Annotated in this window: 17 protein-coding genes; 1 reads left to right on the top strand and 16 read right to left on the bottom strand. The window is 44.7% G+C overall.

What is annotated here, in order from left to right; genetic code table 11:
* Positions 1-90: 90 nt before the first annotated feature.
* The 10 genes from NST58_RS25485 to gpr all read right to left on the bottom strand — a co-directional run bounded on the left by NST58_RS25485 (position 91) and on the right by gpr (position 13,288).
* Positions 91-2,367, bottom strand: coding sequence for an FAD-dependent oxidoreductase (locus NST58_RS25485; protein ID WP_339244539.1), 2,277 nt, complete (start codon positions 2,365-2,367; stop codon positions 91-93).
* Between the two features lie 19 nt (positions 2,368-2,386).
* Positions 2,387-3,214, bottom strand: coding sequence for a carbohydrate ABC transporter permease (locus NST58_RS25490; protein WP_076129699.1), 828 nt, complete (start codon positions 3,212-3,214; stop codon positions 2,387-2,389).
* Positions 3,215-3,277: 63 nt separating this feature from the next.
* Positions 3,278-4,162: a sugar ABC transporter permease gene (locus tag NST58_RS25495; protein ID WP_249267723.1), complete on the bottom strand. Its 885-nt coding sequence runs from the start codon at positions 4,160-4,162 to the stop codon at positions 3,278-3,280.
* Between the two features lie 91 nt (positions 4,163-4,253).
* A complete protein-coding gene (locus NST58_RS25500; RefSeq protein ID WP_076141557.1) occupies positions 4,254-5,558 on the bottom strand; it encodes an extracellular solute-binding protein in 1,305 nt (434 codons plus the stop codon).
* A gap of 95 nt (positions 5,559-5,653) precedes the next feature.
* The gene (locus NST58_RS25505; protein WP_076141556.1) at positions 5,654-6,421 is read right to left on the bottom strand and encodes a response regulator; all 768 of its coding nucleotides are present in this window, start codon (positions 6,419-6,421) and stop codon (positions 5,654-5,656) included.
* Complete coding sequence (locus NST58_RS25510; protein WP_254848730.1) at positions 6,406-8,211, bottom strand: histidine kinase; 1,806 nt, start codon at positions 8,209-8,211, stop codon at positions 6,406-6,408. The genes NST58_RS25505 and NST58_RS25510 overlap by 16 nt, the downstream gene beginning before the upstream one ends.
* Positions 8,212-8,316: 105 nt before the next feature.
* Positions 8,317-10,131 (bottom strand): translation elongation factor 4, encoded by a 1,815-nt coding sequence (lepA, locus tag NST58_RS25515; RefSeq protein WP_036677511.1) that lies wholly within the window; start codon positions 10,129-10,131, stop codon positions 8,317-8,319.
* Positions 10,132-10,271: 140 nt separating this feature from the next.
* Positions 10,272-10,757 carry a hypothetical protein gene (locus NST58_RS25520; RefSeq protein ID WP_339244543.1) on the bottom strand — a complete coding sequence of 162 codons (486 nt, stop codon included), beginning with the start codon at positions 10,755-10,757 and terminating at the stop codon, positions 10,272-10,274.
* A gap of 35 nt (positions 10,758-10,792) precedes the next feature.
* Positions 10,793-12,130 (bottom strand): stage II sporulation protein P, encoded by a 1,338-nt coding sequence (locus NST58_RS25525; protein ID WP_076129693.1) that lies wholly within the window; start codon positions 12,128-12,130, stop codon positions 10,793-10,795.
* 156 nt (positions 12,131-12,286) lie between these two features.
* Positions 12,287-13,288, bottom strand: a complete 1,002-nt coding sequence (gene gpr, locus NST58_RS25530; protein WP_036677518.1) for a GPR endopeptidase — start codon at positions 13,286-13,288, stop codon at positions 12,287-12,289.
* Between the two features lie 304 nt (positions 13,289-13,592).
* Between gpr and rpsT the strand changes: the two genes are divergently transcribed.
* On the top strand, positions 13,593-13,865 hold the full coding sequence (rpsT, locus tag NST58_RS25535) for a 30S ribosomal protein S20 (protein WP_036677521.1): 273 nt from the start codon (positions 13,593-13,595) through the stop codon (positions 13,863-13,865).
* A gap of 158 nt (positions 13,866-14,023) precedes the next feature.
* Here the strand turns inward: rpsT and NST58_RS25540 are convergent, their stop codons facing one another.
* The 6 genes from NST58_RS25540 to NST58_RS25565 all read right to left on the bottom strand — a co-directional run bounded on the left by NST58_RS25540 (position 14,024) and on the right by NST58_RS25565 (position 19,078).
* On the bottom strand, positions 14,024-14,512 hold the full coding sequence (locus NST58_RS25540) for a hypothetical protein (protein WP_076281207.1): 489 nt from the start codon (positions 14,510-14,512) through the stop codon (positions 14,024-14,026).
* Positions 14,513-14,549: 37 nt separating this feature from the next.
* Positions 14,550-15,569 (bottom strand): DNA polymerase III subunit delta, encoded by a 1,020-nt coding sequence (gene holA, locus NST58_RS25545; protein ID WP_339244545.1) that lies wholly within the window; start codon positions 15,567-15,569, stop codon positions 14,550-14,552.
* A 276-nt stretch (positions 15,570-15,845) separates the two neighbouring features.
* Positions 15,846-17,108 carry a zf-HC2 domain-containing protein gene (locus NST58_RS25550; RefSeq protein WP_339244547.1) on the bottom strand — a complete coding sequence of 421 codons (1,263 nt, stop codon included), beginning with the start codon at positions 17,106-17,108 and terminating at the stop codon, positions 15,846-15,848.
* Positions 17,105-17,653, bottom strand: coding sequence for a sigma-70 family RNA polymerase sigma factor (locus NST58_RS25555; RefSeq protein WP_036677530.1), 549 nt, complete (start codon positions 17,651-17,653; stop codon positions 17,105-17,107). Before NST58_RS25555 ends, NST58_RS25550 begins: the two co-directional genes overlap by 4 nt.
* Before the next feature lie 308 nt (positions 17,654-17,961).
* On the bottom strand, positions 17,962-18,198 hold the full coding sequence (locus NST58_RS25560) for a hypothetical protein (RefSeq protein WP_038572950.1): 237 nt from the start codon (positions 18,196-18,198) through the stop codon (positions 17,962-17,964).
* 238 nt (positions 18,199-18,436) lie between these two features.
* Entirely contained in the window at positions 18,437-19,078 is a 642-nt protein-coding gene (locus NST58_RS25565) for a bifunctional 2-keto-4-hydroxyglutarate aldolase/2-keto-3-deoxy-6-phosphogluconate aldolase (RefSeq protein WP_038572952.1), read from the bottom strand.
* Between the last annotated feature and the right edge of the window lie 41 nt (positions 19,079-19,119).

Below are 19,119 nucleotides of genomic sequence, written 5' to 3' on the forward strand. Positions count from 1 at the left end.
TATAAATGAACTCTATTTTATAATATAAGAAAGTATAAGTTTTACGTTATCCTATATATTTTGTATTTCCCGCAGAAACGGATACCGTCCCTATAAGGACGGCAAAGCCGTTGCTTCTTGATAAATCCGCATTTCCACAAGTTCGGCATGTACTCCACCGTTAGTTTCATGAATAACGATCCGGACAGCATCTGTAAGGACAGGCTTCTCTAATCGATGAACATTCTTCCGGCGATGGTTGTCTTTGACACAGAGCATGACTTGCCACGCGCCATCAATGAGCAGCTCTACATCATAGTTCTTTACCAGTTCAGGAATCACTAGAAATGGCGTTTCATGGTGATGTAAGTTGATGAGATCTTCATTGACATCATCATTAAAGGTGAAATGGATTTCGGAGACTGGAGCAGCATCCGGGAGACGCGCCTCTACCCACTCCGATCTACCCGCGGTCATCGGCTCAGAAACCCAGCTATGTGGTCCCGCGAAAGGTCGAACATACCCATCAATGACTTTAGATGCAGCATATGCCGATGTTTCTACTGCAAAGCAGAAATGCCTGCGTACAAGTTGTTTCATGCTCCACTCTATCACCGGCTGATCTGGCTGATGATCCTCCAGCGCTGAATCAACAACGGATTTAGCACCTCGCTCAAATGTAATGACACCAGTGATTGGGGTTTCTGAAATATGCAATTGAAGGTGTTCATTAGCTCGAATAATAGCGAAGATATTACATTCACCGATAAGACTACATTTCTCCTCTTGTATCGGTACTTCAATCCATTGCTGCTCTCCAGCCTGTACTGTTATAACATCAACCTGTTTGCACTCCGCCGGCACGTAATTTTCCGCGCGTCCAGTCGTCCAGATCTCCACGGTCAGCTGCGTCTGAATACTTGCTGACACAAGCAGCCTTAACCCACGGATACTTCCTTCAACCGGAAACAAAATCCCTACATCATGAGAAAGCTCATAAGCTTCGGCTGGACGATCCAACAGGATACCATTCAACGTGCTGGATGCATGAATCTCGCTTTTTCTGGCGAGGTCCAGTGGATCTTCGTTACGTAATCCAATAATCGAAGCATCTTGCTTTAACATCACCTGTTGCAATTCATGCATATGCTGCTCGCGAATTTCACGTGGGGTCACACCTTTGATGACGGATAAAGCTGCACCTGCTCCAGCTGCTTCACCCATGATCGCACAGGTTGCCATAACGCGTGTTGTTCCAAAAGCCACATGAGATGCACTGATATTACGACCCGCGAAGAATAGATTCCGCACATTCTTCGAATATAGCGAACCAAATGGAATATGGTAGATCCCGTCCGCATGCAGATGCTTGGAGCCACTCTCTTGTGCGTACATCCCCTGTGGGGGATGTAGATCAATCGACCAGCCACCAAATCCAATACGGTCTGCAAATTCACGCTGCGCGAGAATATCATTTTGCGTTAGAATCGTATCACCAATAAATCGTCTGTATTCACGTTTACCCGGAATCGAGCCAACCCACTCAAGCGTCATATTCTCGGCATCAAAATGGCCTGAGTTTTTGATATAATCCCAAATCCCATAAATAACAGAGGATAGTTCATCACGTATACGTTCATTCTCATCCACCGTATCAAGCTCGCCGCCCCACTCAATCCACCAGTAGTGACAGCCTGAATCCCCACTCCGAATGACCCGGCGGATCGGGATAGACGTTGTTGTAATATCCTTCGCGAATGAGGGTGCAACATAACGTACCGGTTTTCCAGTATCCTGTGTATAGAATAATAATGTACTGCCTAATGTAATATTATCAGGCACTTCTGGTGCCCATTCCTCATTAAATTCATGACGGGCTTCACGTCCTAATCGGAAATCCGCTCCTGCTAGGAAGCCCACTAAACCATCACCCGTACAATCGATGAAAGCATCGCTCTCGAACGTGATTAAACGCTCAGATCCCATCATCCAGCCGGTCACACTCTGAATCGTACGCTCCTCTCCCTCACCTTCCGCTTCCACTTCACGTACATCGGTATTTAGGAACAAGCTGATATTCGATTCTGCCTTCACCGCTTCGAGCAAGGTTAGATCCCATAGATATGGATTCCCTTCCGGGTTCCGGTATTGATTCTCGATGAACAGCTCACCCATAATGCCTGTCTCACGTGCATAGCGATTTACACCATGTCCTGTTGCACCACATACCCATACCCGAACCTCTGAACTCGAGTTACCACCAAGTACAGGACGATTCTGTACCAGTGCTACCTTTAACCCAAGACGTGCTGCAGCAATCGCCGCGTTCATCCCTGCAAGTCCACCCCCGACCACTGTCACATCGGATTTAACCGTTTCTGTTCTCATGTCAGTATCCCTCCTATAGTTAGCCTTTCACAGCCGAGCTAGAAATTCCTTGAATAATATATTTCTGACCTATGAAGAAGATAACAATCATTGGAATGATCGCAGCCGACGAAGCGGCCATCATCCCGTTGTAATCCACATTGTTCTCAAGAATAAAATTCTGCAATCCAAGCGGAATGGTATATAGCTTAGGGCTCTGCAAAAATACAAGCGCATTCTCATAATCATTCCATTGCCAGGAGAAATCAAGAATAGCAAACGTAGCGATTGCCGGCTTCGCTAATGGCAGAATTAAGCGGAAAAATATTTTGTAATGACCGGCTCCATCCAGAAAAGCAGATTCCGTAATTTCCTTAGGAATGCCCATAAAGAACTGCCGAAGCATAAATACACCGAAGATCGAGAACATGGCTGGAAGGATTAGGGCCAAATGCGTATTGTAAATCCCAACCCAGTTAAACATGATAAACTTAGGAACAAAAAGCACCTGCGGTGGAACCATCATCATGGATAGATATATGACAAATAGGCCATCCCGCCCTTTAAACGAAGTACGTGAAAATCCGTAAGCGGCAAGGGCAGATAGAAACACAGCTCCCGCAGTCCCAATAATCGATATCTTAAGTGAATTTAAATAATACGGAACAAAATCATAACTTCCTGTCCACACCCGAATATGATTGCTCCAGTTGAGAGATGAAGGCAGCCATTCGTTAAACACCTCGGCAGGTGTCTGAAAAGATGTGCTGAGCATCCATAGAAAAGGCACAATCATAAATAGTCCTAGAACAAACATGATGATCGTCACTGGCAGCTTCACCTTCATGTTTCCTGCTTTTTCATTCATACCGCCTGCTCCTTTAATTTATGGTTTCGGGGCCTCCCGCAAAGCACCACTTTGTAGGGTTATTTAGTAATGAACCCAGCGCTTTTGGCCGATCCACTGAATGACTGTAATGACGAGAATGACGGCGAACAAGAACCATGAAATGACTGAAGCGTATCCCATATCGTAATAACTGAATGCTGTTTTATAAACGAATAGTGATAAGACCGTCGTACTTCCGCTAGGTCCTCCAGCCGTAATGGCTTGAATAATCGAGAACGATTTCATCGTCATAATTAATCCGGTAATCATTAATAAAAAAGTTGTTGGACTAACAAGAGGCCATACAATTTTCCATGTTGTTTTGAATGTGCTTGCACCATCGATCCGGGCAGCTTCCAGCTGTTCTGTCGAAATTTCCTGTAGTGCTGCTAAATATATGATCATATTGTAGCCAAGCATCAGCCAGATCTGTACGATATCAATGGCATACATTGCGGTTTCCGTATCCGCAAACCACCCTGGCGGCGATGTTATGCCAATCCAGCGAAGCAGTTCATTGATGGGTCCCTGTGAAGGCTGAAATAGCAGCATCCAGACAAATGCAACGGCTACTCCACTAGAGATATACGGCAGGAAAAACATTCCACGCAATAATCCTTTAAGATACACACTGCGGTTTAGAAATAGCGCCACAATAAAAGCGAGCACCATCGATACTGGAACCGATATCAGGAATATCACCGTATATTTGATCGAGGCATAGAAATTATCGTCATGGAACAACCGTTTGAGATTATCCAGCCCGGTAAATTGCCAATTCGGATTTGAAAATTGATAATTCGTAAACATCAGGACAAAGGAAAAGATTGCAGGAATCACAAAGAATAAGAGAATACCAATCATATTCGGGAGAATAAAAGTCATGCCGATCCAGCCTTGTCTGTCCATCCAGCTTCTCCGCTTCACGGTATCGCCGCCTTTCGTATGCTGAAAAATGGGTACACGAAAGAGAAGAACGAAGAATTCTTCCTCCTTCTCTTTTGTGCCAGCTATTTCTTTATTTCATTAACTCTTGCGAACGGGTTTGCATATTTTTCATCGTGGTATCAATATCTTGCTTATTTAAGAAGTATTTTTCATACTCTTCTTTACGTGCATCAATGGCTTGTTGAGGTACATTTAGCTGGAAGGATGGGAATTTGCCGAATACAATATTATTCATTGAATCTGTATCATATTTGTCTTCTACACCATTCAAGAGAAGGCTCATCGCTTCCTTACTGTCCACACTCTTAGAGGCTGGAATACGACCCCCGCTTGCCATTGGCAGCATACCGCCATCCGCATACCATTTTGCGAACTCCCAAGCCGCATCCAGGTTCTTGGACTTTGCATTAAGAGCAAGCATGTCGCCCACACCGCCCGAATATTTATAATCCTTTTGATCTTTATTCACTTTTGGAATAGCGGCGAACGCGGTTTTGAAATCATGCGGATAGTCCTTCAAGTTGTTCGCATTGCGGAAAATAAACTCACCTGCTGCCAGCATTGCCGCTTTGCCTTGCAGGAACATGGTGTCAACCGGCATTTTACTGGTCAGCTGCTCCCCATATTCCGGTGTGGATTTGTCCACGAACATCATGTTATGCAATATTTCCAGTTGCTGTTTCCAGAGATCATTTCCAAAGTTTGAAGTACCATCCGCCTGTTTCACACCCATTCCAGCAAGCGTACCGTCCATCGTTGTTGCGAAGGAGGAATCTGCCTGCAATAATCCGTACACACCAGGTTTCGTTAGCTTCTTCGCATACTCCTCAAGATCTGACCAAGTCCAGTCCACCGCAGGAATCGGTAATCCTGCTGCATCCAGCATATCTTTGTTCAACCATACAAACGCCATGTTTTTCTTTGTAGGAATCCCATAGTATTTATCATTGATTTTCCACATCGCTGCGTCCTCGCCGATCTGGCTGTCGATATCATAATCTGTTTTCGTGCTTAGATCCAAGGCAACGCCTGCATCCATACGTTTCTGTAAATGAGCAAGATCGTAGTTCATGAAAAGGTCTATGTTTTGATTGGTCATCAAAGCAGTGTCCAGCTTTAAGTTGCCTGCATCGTCATTTACATTACGGATATACTCGACTTGAATATCTGGATGATCTTTATTCCAGTTATCAACTACAGCTTGAGGCCCGGCTTCTGCAGGAACTGCCCCCCACATCGTAAGCTTTATTTTCTCCTTTGCTGGTTCTCCATTTGCACTGCCCTGCGATTCATTACTTCCACCACTCCCACAACCAGCCAGCATCGTACCTGCTAATAAGACAGAAAGCACTGCAGGATACCACTTTTTCTTCATAGATAGCTTCCCCCTTGGAAGGATTATGTGTTGTGCTCTACATCTATAACTTTATCATCAGAGCGGATTCTGGGGGATGAACTACATTTGGGAACTTATAGAACGTTTTTTGGTTCTTTACGGAATTCATTTGGCGTGACACCACACCACTTTTTGAAGATTTTTATAAAATAATTATCGTTCTCAAAGCCTACTTGCTGCCCAATCTCGCTAATTGTTAGCTTCGTTTCTGCAAGCAGCATTTTCCCAGCCTGAATCCGACGCTCTTGAATATAATTGGTCAACGTTTTCCCTGTCTTTTTCTTGAATAAGTCACTTATATAGCTGGCATCCATCCGGATCAACTCTGACATGGATTTGAGCGAGATGTCCTCAGCATAATGTTCTTCAATATAAGCTATAATTTTGTTCATCTCCACATGATCTGTCGGTCCCGTTTGTTGCTTCTCAGGAAACCATTTATCGGCCTTCTTCATCTTCACCATTCGCTCCAGCTCGGCCTGGACCTTACCCATAGTCTGCTTCAAGCCTTGGAGATCTAAAGATAACTTCAAAATGTAGTCCGAAGCCCCAAATACGAGCGCCTGCCGGGCGTATTCAAATTCACTCAATGCGGTCAACATTACAAATCGGCAGTCGAAGCCTTCCTCTCGCGCAATTTGAAGAAGCTTCACCCCATCCATCACCGGCATATTAATATCCGTCACTACCACATCAGGCTGCAGCTCACGAATCATTTGCAAGCCTACTTCTCCATTCTCCGCCTCACCTATAATTTCAAACGGGATTCCAGCCTTTAAGAATAGCTTCCGTATACTTTTAACCGCAGGTTGTTCATCATCCACAATTAACGTTCTCCACATGTGAGCTTACCTCCATCGTAAGGTTTTGAAATAAGGAATGGAAAATGGATGATCACTTCAGTTCCTGTGTCTGATGACACAATGTCCATACCTGTCCGTTGATTCTTGAACAACAGCTCCAAGCTCTCCCTAATATTCTGAACACCGATTCCTTTACGTTTCCGTGTAGCCTTATTCAGCTGTGCTCTTTCTATCCCCATGCCGTTATCTCTAACCTGCAGATACAGCTGTTGCTCAGTCACTTTAGCGGAGATATCAATTCTCCCTTGTTTTACAGACTGACCGAAGCCGTGAATCAAGCTATTTTCAATTAAGGGCTGCAGACAAAATTTAGGGATTAATGCGTATTGCAGTTCCTCGTTGATATCATATTGAATTTCAATCCCATGTCCAAAACGTTGCCGCTGTATCTCCATGTAAGATTCTATTAGTACGATTTCATCCTTTAACAGGATCAAATCGACTTCAGTATTTAAGGTTGTCTCCAATATTTTTCCTAGTGAAACACAAATTCCATAAATTTCATCATCATCTTTATCTAAGGCAATGCTCTTTATCGTATTCAATGTATTTAGTAGAAAATGCGGGTTCATCTGCGAAAGTAATACCTGAAATCGAACGAATTGCTTCTGTTTTTCTTCAAGCTGAAGTCGCTGCAACAGCTCATTTAAATCATGGATCATGATATTGAAACTCTGAGTCAGGGCAAGAATCTCTCCCCGCCCTTGCTCGGGTAATTTCATTTTGAGATTCGTCTTAGCGGTCATTTCCATCTTCTTCTGTAGCTTCTTAAGCGGTACTGTAATCGTCGATGATATGAAATAAGTTAATAGAACAAATAGCAGTAGAATGATTCCAAATCCACCAAAAAACCGTCGTTTCTGCTTGTCTACCTCAAGAAATAGCTGTGCTAGCTGCACCTTTTTAACAACGTAGCCATTTAACTCCTCGATGTAGCTGTATGTGTATAAACTTTCCTCCTTCGGGTCGACAATGGATGCAGCACGCCCCGTCTGCCGCTGGTTGGCACTCTTCACAATACTCTGCGCAATATCAGGGGAAAAAGTCTCATCCTTAAGCGGATTAAGCATCACACCCCCCAAGGCATCGAGTAGAAATAAAGCCCCTTCCTGTTTACTCCCTAACGTTGATCTGGTAAACCACTCCTCATAATCGATACTTAATCTTGCATAGGCATAAATATTCAAACCATTATCACGCATAACCTCATAGAGACTAAGCATTTTCTTACTTGTTGTACTTTCCCGGACCACATTATTCTTGTCATTCGGATTCCATATATATCGATTCGTTCCTTCTCGCTTCAATGCTTGAACCCAATCCTCTGATTGGATTTCGTCGTAGCTCAAAGTTTCCTTTGGCATAAAGGAAGTGTATGCGTTTCCATGAAGGTCGATTAATGTATAATACACCGTCGCTCCACTCATAAAGAATGTATTTTCAATCGCTCCAAACTTGTTTTCAACGAGTTTTTTTCTCGTGATTTCATCAGATTGCTCGGGATTCTTCATTATCGATAAAATCGTCGTATCTTGTTCGAGTAATGACCCTGTTTTCATCACGAGACTCATGAGATCAACAAAACCATTCTTAATACCAATAAGCTGCTCTATGTTCTTCGTTTCCGCATTATCCTGCAGCATTTGTTCTGTCTCTTTAAAGTTATACAGAACGAGTATGGCAATGGGTGTTAGTACCAACAGCAAGAAAGCTAACAAAATCCGATTCTTAAAGGTACTTGGCGTAAGTTTCAAATATAATCGCTTCACGAGGACTCCCCTCACTTTGTATGTGCTTACAATCCTTCCCCCTATTGTAATCTGCTCCTGCTTAAAAAAATAGAGCCGGGATATTCTCCCGGCTCTACCTATTTTCTACTCATCGATCTTCAGTACTGCCATAAACGCTTCTTGTGGTACTTCTACACTACCCACTTGCTTCATGCGTTTCTTACCTTCTTTTTGCTTCTCCAGCAGCTTCCGTTTACGGGAAATATCGCCGCCGTAACATTTAGCAAGTACGTTTTTGCGCATCGCCTTAACGGTTTCACGCGCAACCACCTTCGTACCCACAGAGGCTTGAATCGGCACTTCGAACATTTGACGCGGGATAATCCCCCGCAGCTTCTCACAAATGATACGTCCGCGGTTGTAGGCACGATCGCGGTGAACGATAAAGGACAAGGCATCGACCTGCTCATTGTTAAGCAAGATATCCATCTTGACCAGATTCGAACGACGGTATCCGCAAATTTCATAGTCGTAAGAAGCATAACCTTTCGTACCGGATTTCAACTGATCAAAGAAATCATAAACGATCTCTGACAGCGGAATCTCGTACGTAATCGTTACACGATTAGTATCTAGATATTCCATATTTACGAACTCGCCGCGTTTGTTCTGGCACAGCTCCATTACAGTACCCACGAAGTCGTTAGGCACAATGATCGCTGCTTTAACATACGGCTCTTCAATATAGTCAATCGTACCGATCTCCGGATAATGTGACGGGTTGTCGATTTGGATCATTTCGCCATTGGTCAGCATAATTCGGTAAATAACACTCGGCGCTGTTGTGATTAGCGGCAAATTGAACTCGCGCTCAATCCGCTCTTGAATGATCTCCATATGCAAGAGTCCAAGGAAACCACAACGGAAACCAAATCCAAGTGCGCTTGAACTTTCCGGCTCAAAGCTTAGCGAAGCATCATTCAACTGGAGCTTCTCCAGCGCCTCACGAAGATCGTTATAATCGGAGGTCTCAATCGGATACAACCCGCAATATACCATCGGGTTGATCTTACGGTAACCTGGAAGCGGCTCAGCAGTAGGATTCTTTGCGTCAGTGACAGTATCACCGACACGGGTATCTCCAACATGCTTGATCCCAGCTACGATAAAGCCAACATCACCGATGTTCAATTCATCGACAATGGTCATACGCGGCATAAATGCGCCAACTTCAATGACCTCGAAGGTCTTCTCAGTTGCCATCATCTTAATCTTCGAACCCGCACGGATCTTCCCGTCCATTACGCGCACATAGACGATAACGCCTTTGTAAGGATCGTAGTGAGAGTCAAAGATCAATGCTTTAAGCGGCTCTTCTGAATTACCGGATGGCGCAGGAACCTGCTTCACCACCTGCTCCAGAATTTCCTTGATTCCGATACCGGCTTTGGCAGATGCCATAACCGCTTCGCTGGTATCCAGCCCGATAACATCCTCGATCTCCTGCTTTACCCGGTCAGGGTCAGCGTTTGGCAAATCAATTTTGTTGAGCACAGGTAGGATTTCCAAGTTGTTATCCAGTGCTAAATACACATTGGCCAGTGTCTGTGCTTCAATTCCTTGAGCCGCATCCACAACCAGCAGTGCACCTTCACATGCTGCAAGACTGCGGGAAACTTCATAGGTGAAATCGACGTGCCCCGGTGTATCAATCAAGTTGAGATAATACTCTACACCATCGTCTGCACGATAGGTTAAACGCACGGCTTGCAGCTTTATTGTGATACCACGTTCGCGCTCCAGATCCATCTGATCGAGTACCTGTTCCTGCATTTCACGCGTGGTTAGTGCCCCCGTGTATTCCAAAATGCGGTCAGCTAGTGTCGATTTACCATGGTCTATATGTGCAATAATCGAGAAATTGCGAATTTGTTGTTGTCTTTTCTGAACGTCAGTCATTCCTTACCCCCACAGACAGCCTGATATTAATCCACTTATTATAACAGTACAAGCTTACTCCATCAATCCCGCGCTGGCCCAAAACAAAAGAAACAGCTATACACGATCCCGTGAAATAACCGTTTCTTCTAAATTTGCTGTTAATTTTCTGCCGAAGCGAACAATGAAACTACCCAGCGGATTCCCTTCTGAGAAGCCTGCTGCAAGAGACCTGCCGTCTTATCTGCCAGAACATCGACTGTAGGCTTTTGCTCCTCAGGAATTAGAATTTGCTCCGGAGATTTCGTACTATAATCATCCACAACTTGTTGAGGAGGATCTGCGGCTGGCGTTATATTGCTATTTTGAGGCAAAGGAGAGACGACCGTATATGCACCTGTGACAGGATCGATCACCATTGGCACATATACATAAGTCTGCCCACCCTGTGTCACACCATTCTTTTGCAGCTGTGACTGTGGCTGCATGCCTGTTACTTGACTGGTGGGTGTAGTCGGGCTGGCATTCCAGCCGGGCAGAATCTTAGAGACTGTTGAACCACCGCTTCCGCCGAACTGCATCCCTAAGAGGATGCCAATCCCTGCCCAAATCCCGACCATAACCAGTTTTTTTCCGAAACGCGACATGTACACCACTCCTTTTTAATCCTTGGTAATTTATTTTAAGAAGCCCCGTTTGATTTCTTTGGTGTTGTAGTGGGATTCGCCACTTTTTCAGGTGCGTTCACCTTCTCAGCGTCATGACTGCTCCAGTAAACATCAGCGATAGCATCCGCCAAAATATCAGCCGTACGCTTTAATTCCTCAGCCGAGTTATCAATTCCGCCCACTTCAATCAAAACACTATTGGGAGACAGGGTCTGATTGTACTCTCCGTTGTTGCCTTTACCCGCAGCTTTTCCCCATATCCCACGAGATATTCCCGGGTAATTTTTTTCAAGCTGTTGATGAATCTTATTGGCAAACTCTTCGTTCTTCTTCCAGTCTTTATTTGCATGTCCAATAATAAAATAGACCTGTGCGTAGCTTTTCCCGTCAATAACAGCTGTTGTTTTGCTATGACGCTGCGAATCGCGGTGAATGTCGATAAAACTATCCATTTCCTCATTTGCGCTGAGTGCTGATTTAACCAAGATCCGGGAATATTTATAGGAAAAGTTCCAGTTATAGTCGGTGATTTTGGTTGGAAAATCTTCTTTGGCATGAACCGTACCAATCCCGAGCTGTTCCAGTCTTTTCGTAATATATGATCCTACCAGCATTACATTTTTAGTTGAAACTCCGGAGCTGGGATTTTCATTTGCTGCCCCTAACAGAGGGTTGTAGGCCTCTCTAGGATGTGAATGATAGATTAGAATCCGTTTGATCGAGGTATCCTTAGTGCTGTCTGTGCCGCTTTGCGGATCACTCTTATCCGTCCCTTCCTCCGCTGATGGTTCAGGGGATGGTGCAACCGTCGCTTCAGGCTGCTGTGTTGTAGTATCTCCATGCTTGTCCCCTTCGTCCGGAACAGAAGTTTCTGCATCTTCACCACCCTCAGCCAGTTCATCAGTCCCAGGATGATAATCCACTGGTGCTCCTGTAGATCCACCTGAACCTTTCCGCAAAAGAAATGGATCATCCGCCGCCATCCCCGGCACTTCACGAGAGACTAGACTCTTAGGGTCACCTGGATTCACGCTGGTCAGCAACTGAAATACGAAAGAAGTTACCTTTTCACCTGAAAAAGCGGAAGGCTCTTTACCCTGCGGTAAATGCGGCACCTCCATCCCCAGCAGCTCCATGAAAAAACCACTAGACAGAGAGGCAGCAAGCCCCTTCATTGAAGGAATGGGTGAAGAGCTAAGCTTCTGTCCGGCCAATCCACCGGCTCCAAGCAGCATAAAAAATACTAGCGAACCTCCGGCCAACAGCAGCATCGTTCTCCCCAGCGATAAAACATCCAGCATTTTTCCCCTTAAACGGCCGATGTTCCAAAGCTGAAACCATTTTTTATTCATTGTAGTTATGTCCTCCTCCAGCCCTCTGTAATCTCTTATACTCCAAATCTATGAGTGCAAGAGCAATACTAGAACCGAAAATGAGAGAATAGACATAAAGCCCGTACAGGATACCTTAATTCAGCATCCCGCCGGGCTAAACAAACCATAATTCAGTTAGTGGGTATACGCGCCAACATTCTCAGGATCAACCGCATCATGTAAAGCCGCATTCAGACCACTGGCCACAATATTCGCGATCCCTTCAATAAATTCATCGATTTCCTTGGGAGTGACGATCAAATCGTGCCCCAGGGGTTCAAGCACTTCCTTCACTAATGACAAGCGTTCCTGCTCAGAGATATCGTCCAGCATCCCCATGATTTCCTTCGTATGGTTTGCTCCTTGCCCGAAGTGATTTTTCATCATCTCCAGCACATTATTCACAATAGTTGAGGCATAGCAGACAGTGGGCACTCCGATTGCGATACAAGGAACACCCAGAATTTCTTGGGTTAATCCACGTCGCTTGTTGCCAATCCCCGAACCGGGATGGATCCCAATGTCGGCAATTTGAATCGTCGTATTGATACGCTCCAGTGACCGGGATGCCAACGCATCTATGGCGATAATAAGCTCAGGTTTCGTCCGATCCACGATTCCCTGCACGACCTCACTCGACTCAATTCCAGTCAGTCCAAGCACTCCAGGAGCAATAGCGCTCACCTTACGATAACCAGGGGAGATCTGATCCGGAACCAGTTCATAGAACTGCCGCGTAATGAGTGAGTTCTCCACCACCAACGGACCCAGTGAATCCGGTGTAACATTCCAGTTACCAAGACCAACAATCAACACAGATGCATCCTTGCCAATCCCAATTCTGATCAAAAAGTCCTCAAATTCGCGGGCAAAAACTTCTGCCACCTTTTGCTGCAAGCCTGTATCTCCGCCACGCAGAGCGGGTACCTCAAGGGTTACATAGTTGCCAATTGCGCGTCCTATTGCCTGTGATCCGGCAGCATTAGCTACACCAAGACGGGTCACTTTAATCCCATCAGACTCTTCCACTTCTTCGTTCACACCAGGGATCGGCGTTCGTTGTGGGCCTTGAGCCATTTCCTTTGCCTCTAATGCCAAATCGGTGCGCACAGAATATAGCTGCAGATCCGGTTCCATTGTGTACCAGCCTCCTAAAAGTTTTGTAAGCATACACTTCCATGAATTACTTCGAACAAAACTCACTTCGAAAGCAGCTGCTTAGTTTTGTAAGCATACACTTCCATGAGTTCATCCTCATTTGGCAAGCTTCTGCCTATGCTCTTTTGTCGATAGTGTGCGAGAGAAAGCCAATGTTTATGCAGGATACGGAGGTTTAATTTGAAAGCTTTAAGTATTGCTTTTTGCTACCGGTCATGCTAAACTATTTTAAGTTGTGAATCATTTGATAATGATTTCGAATGTCTTACAGGAGGTGAATGCAATGCCAAATATTAAATCCGCGGTTAAACGCGTAAACACGAACGAAAAACGCCGTGCACTGAATGCTTCCCAAAAATCCGCGCTTCGTACAGCTGTGAAAACTGCTGATGTAGCTCTGACTGGTACGGAAGTAGAAACTGCTCAAGCTGCTTTCCTAGCTGCTTCCAAAAAGCTGGACAAGGCCGTAAGTAAAGGTCTGGTTCATAAAAATGCGGCTGCCCGCAAAAAATCCCGCTTGGCGAAGAAATTGAACGCTCTTACGGCTCAAGCCTAAGACGACATTCATAATGAGCAATTGAAGAACCTGACCGCTATGCTTCATACGGTTAGGTTTTTTTGTGTCTATTAATTAATAATAAGTAGTATTAGTTACTTTTAAGAGATGTTTATTAAATGAAAGAAGACCGCCTCAGAGAGGCGGTCTTCTTTCATTTATTTATTCTCTTTTTTCATTTCATAATAGTTACCATCCCATAAAAAAATCATCGTTTGATCGTCTTTAACAATAAAACTGCTGCCGGGATTCGTCCAATTATTTATAGATACCGTCTTAACCGATTCCGTCTCGATGCCAAGGTCGCTTAATTCATTTCTGTATTCGTTAAAAAAGTCATCCTTTGTAATGCTCTCTTCTTTATATTCAGGGTTCATAATTTCATCTTTATCAAAAGATGCCTTTTCTTGCGAATAAGTTACCCGCATGCCAATAAGCTTTTCATCCTCCGCTGCCGAGACAGGTGTAGAACCTACTAGACCTTGTACACTCCATTCCCCAAAATAAGAAGGTGCATCTGCAGAGGTATTCGAATTCGCAGGCGACTCAGAAGCTGAACCTGACGGTGAATTAGTATCCGTTTTGCCACAGGAACTAATTAATAGAACGAGTAACAGCAGTGCCGAATATTGAAATATTCTTTTCATAGTCAGATCATCTCCAATACTTTTTCCCCTTCTTAGCTCAGACACCTAAACGCAGCATGAACAGCTCCAGCCCTAGCACTTTGTCTATAGCCCCTGTTTTCATTTTATAATCCAGATCCGCCAATGCACTTAAGATTTGCCGCAATCGTTCACTGGAGAACTTATGGGCCTGCTCCCCAGCAAGCTTAACCGCATATGGATGCAATCCGATCTGTGACGCAATCTGTCCCTGCGAATAACTATGTGCTGATAAATCCTTAACCTGCAAAATAATGCGGAACTGCCGCGCAACCAGCGCTGCGATCTTGATCGGTTCCTCACGCTGCTTCAGCAGCTCATATAAGGTATCAAGCGCCTTATCAAGACGCAGATTAGCGATATCCTCAACAAGCGTAAACACATTTTGTTCTGTACCACGGTGTACCAGACTCTCTACGGCCCCCGCATCCACAGTGCCGCCCTTACCAGCAAATAAACAAAGCTTGTCCATCTCTGCAGATAAACCTTGCAAGCCTGTGCCTGCATTCGTTATAAGAATTTCTGCCGTGCCAGGTGCCATTACACAACCCCGCTCACGAATTCCTTTTTCCACCCAGCGCAGCAGCTCTTCTGCTCCCAGCGGATTAAAGGCTAATACTGTGCCCACTGATTTGACAGTCTTCACAATTTTTTTACGCTCATCCAGCTTATCATTATTCACCATAAAGACGATTACACTGAAGTCTACAGGATGCTGCAAATAGTCACTTAAAAGATCTATACGATGCTCCAGTTTGGCATTTTCTTTGCCCGCTGTAAATAACGAGGCATCCCGCACCAGCAATAATTTACGTTCTACCATAAATGGCACAGTCTCCGCTTCTTCTACCACAGCCTGCACCGGCGTCTCAGAGAGATCAAAGGGAATAACTGCGAAATCACGATCCTCTTTAGCAATCAGCTGTTCTTCCAGCAGTGCCATGAATTCATTCATTCGAAATTTCTCACTGCCATATAAAACATATAACGGTGAGATCTTCCCTTGTTTGATTTCTTTTATCGCCGTTTTGGCATCCATCCCGCCACTTCCTTTTCCATTCATCTAGCCCATTTTGTCCAGAGTTCTATTGTAGCAAAAAAAACTACAAAAATGCATGCAAAAACGGAGAAACTCTGGCAGCCATGGCCAAAGCCTCTCCGTTTAAGCGGCGCATCTATATAAACGACGGAGTGCGAAGCTCTAGAAACTCCGCATCCGGCGGTCATACCGATGTTCTGCAAAACCTATACTTTCTAGTTCCTGTCCTGTTGATATAGTATATTCAGAAACTTCGAAAAAAGTTCCAACCCCACTTTAATTTGTTGAAGATGAGGTTGGAGTGTTCGTTGGTGTCGCCCCAGGGGATGCAGCCGGACTTGAAGAAACTGCTTCCTGTACAGTGTACACCTTGGTTACATTCACACCATCTTTTTCAGTCACGTACGTAAACTTCGAGCTGTCCGCAGACCATTCACCAGAAATCCAATTTCCTTCCAGCGGATAAGAGTTTACGGCTAACCGTTCTTCCGTTGAGCCCGCTGGCGACTTCTTATAAATCACAAGCTGCAGCCCAACAAATTCTATAGCATACTGACCATCAGGGGAAGTCCAGGTCTGCACATTAGATTCATCAGAACTGCTTAAGCTCATAACTTCCCGTCCATAGTCATAAGGAATCTTTAAAGAATCCTCCATCAGCGGAGCAGAATCAGCTGCGCTGTCTGAATTCATATCAGCAGTTTGCTCCTTATTATCCACCTTTAGCTGATTGCTACTGGCGTTGCTAGAATCTGAATTATGAGATTTCGTGGCGATATCCTGCTTTGGCGAAACAATTTTCTCTGTAGGCTTAGGATCTGCGCTTTGAGGCGGTTCGGTGATCGACCGCCCTCCAGCTCCAGCTCCAGCTCCCGCATCAGCTGCATCCGCCGGTGCACTTGGCATCGAGGTAAGGTCCACTGGTCCCGTCGCTCTATCTAAAGCGGCGTTATCTTCGTTCATCTCCGGTGCATCCGTCTTATACTGCGCAGCGCCCTCGTTCTCTCCACCAGCGGCAGGTGAAGCTCCATCAGAGTTAGCAGTAATAGAAGCTTGTGATTCCATTGCTGTATCCTTAGTATCATCGCTGGCTGTTTTAGCACTATCCTGCATCCTTTGTTCTACTTCTGCCCCAGGCATTTTATCGGGCATATTAAATATTGCGATCCCTAATAGAACGGCAGCTGCAATAGCTCCAATGCCTGTCCGTGTTGCTATAGAGGTTCCCTTGGAAGGTTTACCGCGGGAGCTTTCACGTGAAAATGGGACAACAACCGGCTCCTCAGATCTCACAGCACTCTGTTCACGACTGCTTCGATCCAATTCTGCAAGCTGAGGTAAAATAGAGTCAACCAGACTAAACGGGGGTTTCACGTCTGGCAACTGCTCCAATTCATTGGAGAGAAGTGTCAGGCGCTCAAAGACTTCCGCGCAGGAAGGACAATTATCGATATGACGGAACATCTCAACAATCTCATCTTGACTCAAATCTTTGTCTAAATAGCGGTGCATCCATTCCATCACCTCCGCGCATTTCATCCCGATACACCACCTTTCTGGTACTCCTGAAGTCTATTCTGCAGTTGCTGTCTAGCCCGAAATAAGTATGATTTCACTGTATTCAAGGGCAAATCCAGACAATCTGCAATCTCGTTGTAAGAAAAATCCTGTAAATAGCGCAGGACGATGACTGTCCGATGATGCTCGGGCAATTGATCAATCGCTTCGCGTATATCCTCAGCTAAATAAGAGGATAGAACCTCACGTTCCACATTGTGTTTATCCTGAAACACCATTTCATGTTCATCAATAGAAACTGTAGGTTTAGTTCTTCTGAATTTATCAATGCAAATGTTAGTGACGATTCGCTGAACCCACGTTTTGAACTGGGCCTTCTCCTCATATGAGCCGATTTTTGTATAAACCCGGATCAAGGCTTCCTGAGATGCATCTAGCGCATCTTGTTCATTATGCAAAATGTAGAAGGCCGTTTTATATACATGTCCTTCAATTTCTCGCAATAGGGTGATTAGAGCGTCGCGATCGCCCGCTTGAGCGGCTCTGATGAGTCCCTGCTCCACCACGAAGGTTCCCCCTCTCTATGCAATCTTACTGACGCGCAAGACTGCGAATTTGTTGCAACCGTGTAATTAATATTTTTAGAATACCAAACTTTTCTTAGAACGTCATGTTAAGCCAGCCGTTACAACGCGCTATCCCGCATTGCACAGCCAATAATTCCTACTAAGCATACAGGGGAAACAACAATCATTCAAATACTCTTTTTCACTATCTTAGTAACAAAAATGACATCAAAAGAAACGGCCTATCCCCTTGTCGGAAATGAAGCCGTCTGTCTTAAATATTACCCTCCGGTATCGAGCAAGAAACTCTATTTATAGAGCGCAATTTTGCAGAGCATGAAGACCGCGTAGTTTTCCCTAGTCTCATCATCCACCACATAGGCTTCTCCATTCTCAAATAATTGAGGGTTATTGTAATTGCGCTCTAATCTGTAGATCTGCCCTTCCGTCACCTTACAACCATGGAATGCCGACTCAATTTCTACGTACTCAGCATCATCTTCATCCGCTGCTTGATACAGCTTTTTATCATTATAAGCAGGCATATACTCACTCCCGGCTGGATAATAAATCCTGACGTTCAGTCCATGTATCACTACTCTTCTATTATATAGTTTATTATCTTTATCCCGATTCTATACTTTCTAAAAAGCATAGAATAAAAGGAATATTGACAGCTCAAAGAAAATCAACATAAAAAGGCTGCATGGCCAACGTCTGTCAGCCACACAGCCTATAAATAAAAACGCAAATCAGGATTTCAATCTCCGTTCAAACTATACATTAAATCCCTTTTATCTCTTTAAACTTCGCCACATATTGGGCAGCAAGATCAGTAATCTGATCGTATCGGCCATTCTTCGCCGGTGCAGTCAAATTCCCCCCAATGCCCACAGCCATGCAGCCGTTTGCAATCCACTTCTCCATATTGTTCAAATCCACGCCACCGGTCGGCATAATATTTACATGTGGCATAGGACCTTTAACCGCTTTTACATAATCCGGCCCGAAAGCACTGCCAGGGAACAATTTAAGCACATCCACGCCGTACTTCAGCGCTTCCTTCATTTCATTTAATGTCATGCAACCAGGCATATAGGGAATGCCATAAAGATTACACATCTTAGCTGTCTCCACTTCAAAAGAGGGACTAACCACAAACTCTGAACCTGCAAGAATGGCTATTCTAGCTGTTAAGGGGTCCAAGACAGTTCCGGCGCCAATCACCGCACGACTTCCGTACTCAGCAACCAATCTCTTAATCGCCACATCCGCGTCTGGTGTAGTAAAAGTTACCTCAATATTATTTAGACCGCCTTCTATACAAGCAACGGACATCTTAAAAGCTTCCTCAGCACTATCTGCTCGAATAACCGCTACAACCCCGACGGATGCCACATTCTGCAATACTTTCATTTTCTTCATCAGTAGACTCCCTTTCTCTTGGTACGATCATAGATAAACAG

The organism is Paenibacillus sp. FSL R10-2796, assembly GCF_037965315.1.
Lineage (GTDB): Bacteria > Bacillota > Bacilli > Paenibacillales > Paenibacillaceae > Paenibacillus_AQ > Paenibacillus_AQ odorifer.

Excerpts from the sequence above, each read along its gene's own strand:
- NST58_RS25485 (WP_339244539.1), bottom strand. The coding sequence starts at position 2,367 with ATGAGAACAGAAACGGTTAAATCCGATGTGACAGTGGTCGGGGGTGGA.
- NST58_RS25490 (WP_076129699.1), bottom strand. The coding sequence starts at position 3,214 with ATGAATGAAAAAGCAGGAAACATGAAGGTGAAGCTGCCAGTGACGATC.
- NST58_RS25500 (WP_076141557.1), bottom strand. The coding sequence starts at position 5,558 with ATGAAGAAAAAGTGGTATCCTGCAGTGCTTTCTGTCTTATTAGCAGGT.
- NST58_RS25505 (WP_076141556.1), bottom strand. The coding sequence starts at position 6,421 with ATGTGGAGAACGTTAATTGTGGATGATGAACAACCTGCGGTTAAAAGT.
- lepA (WP_036677511.1), bottom strand. The coding sequence starts at position 10,131 with ATGACTGACGTTCAGAAAAGACAACAACAAATTCGCAATTTCTCGATT.
- NST58_RS25520 (WP_339244543.1), bottom strand. The coding sequence starts at position 10,757 with ATGTCGCGTTTCGGAAAAAAACTGGTTATGGTCGGGATTTGGGCAGGG.
- NST58_RS25525 (WP_076129693.1), bottom strand. The coding sequence starts at position 12,130 with ATGAATAAAAAATGGTTTCAGCTTTGGAACATCGGCCGTTTAAGGGGA.
- gpr (WP_036677518.1), bottom strand. The coding sequence starts at position 13,288 with ATGGAACCGGATCTGCAGCTATATTCTGTGCGCACCGATTTGGCATTA.
- rpsT (WP_036677521.1), top strand. The coding sequence starts at position 13,593 with ATGCCAAATATTAAATCCGCGGTTAAACGCGTAAACACGAACGAAAAA.
- NST58_RS25540 (WP_076281207.1), bottom strand. The coding sequence starts at position 14,512 with ATGAAAAGAATATTTCAATATTCGGCACTGCTGTTACTCGTTCTATTA.
- holA (WP_339244545.1), bottom strand. The coding sequence starts at position 15,569 with ATGGATGCCAAAACGGCGATAAAAGAAATCAAACAAGGGAAGATCTCA.
- NST58_RS25550 (WP_339244547.1), bottom strand. The coding sequence starts at position 17,108 with ATGAAATGCGCGGAGGTGATGGAATGGATGCACCGCTATTTAGACAAA.
- NST58_RS25560 (WP_038572950.1), bottom strand. The coding sequence starts at position 18,198 with ATGCCTGCTTATAATGATAAAAAGCTGTATCAAGCAGCGGATGAAGAT.
- NST58_RS25565 (WP_038572952.1), bottom strand. The coding sequence starts at position 19,078 with ATGAAGAAAATGAAAGTATTGCAGAATGTGGCATCCGTCGGGGTTGTA.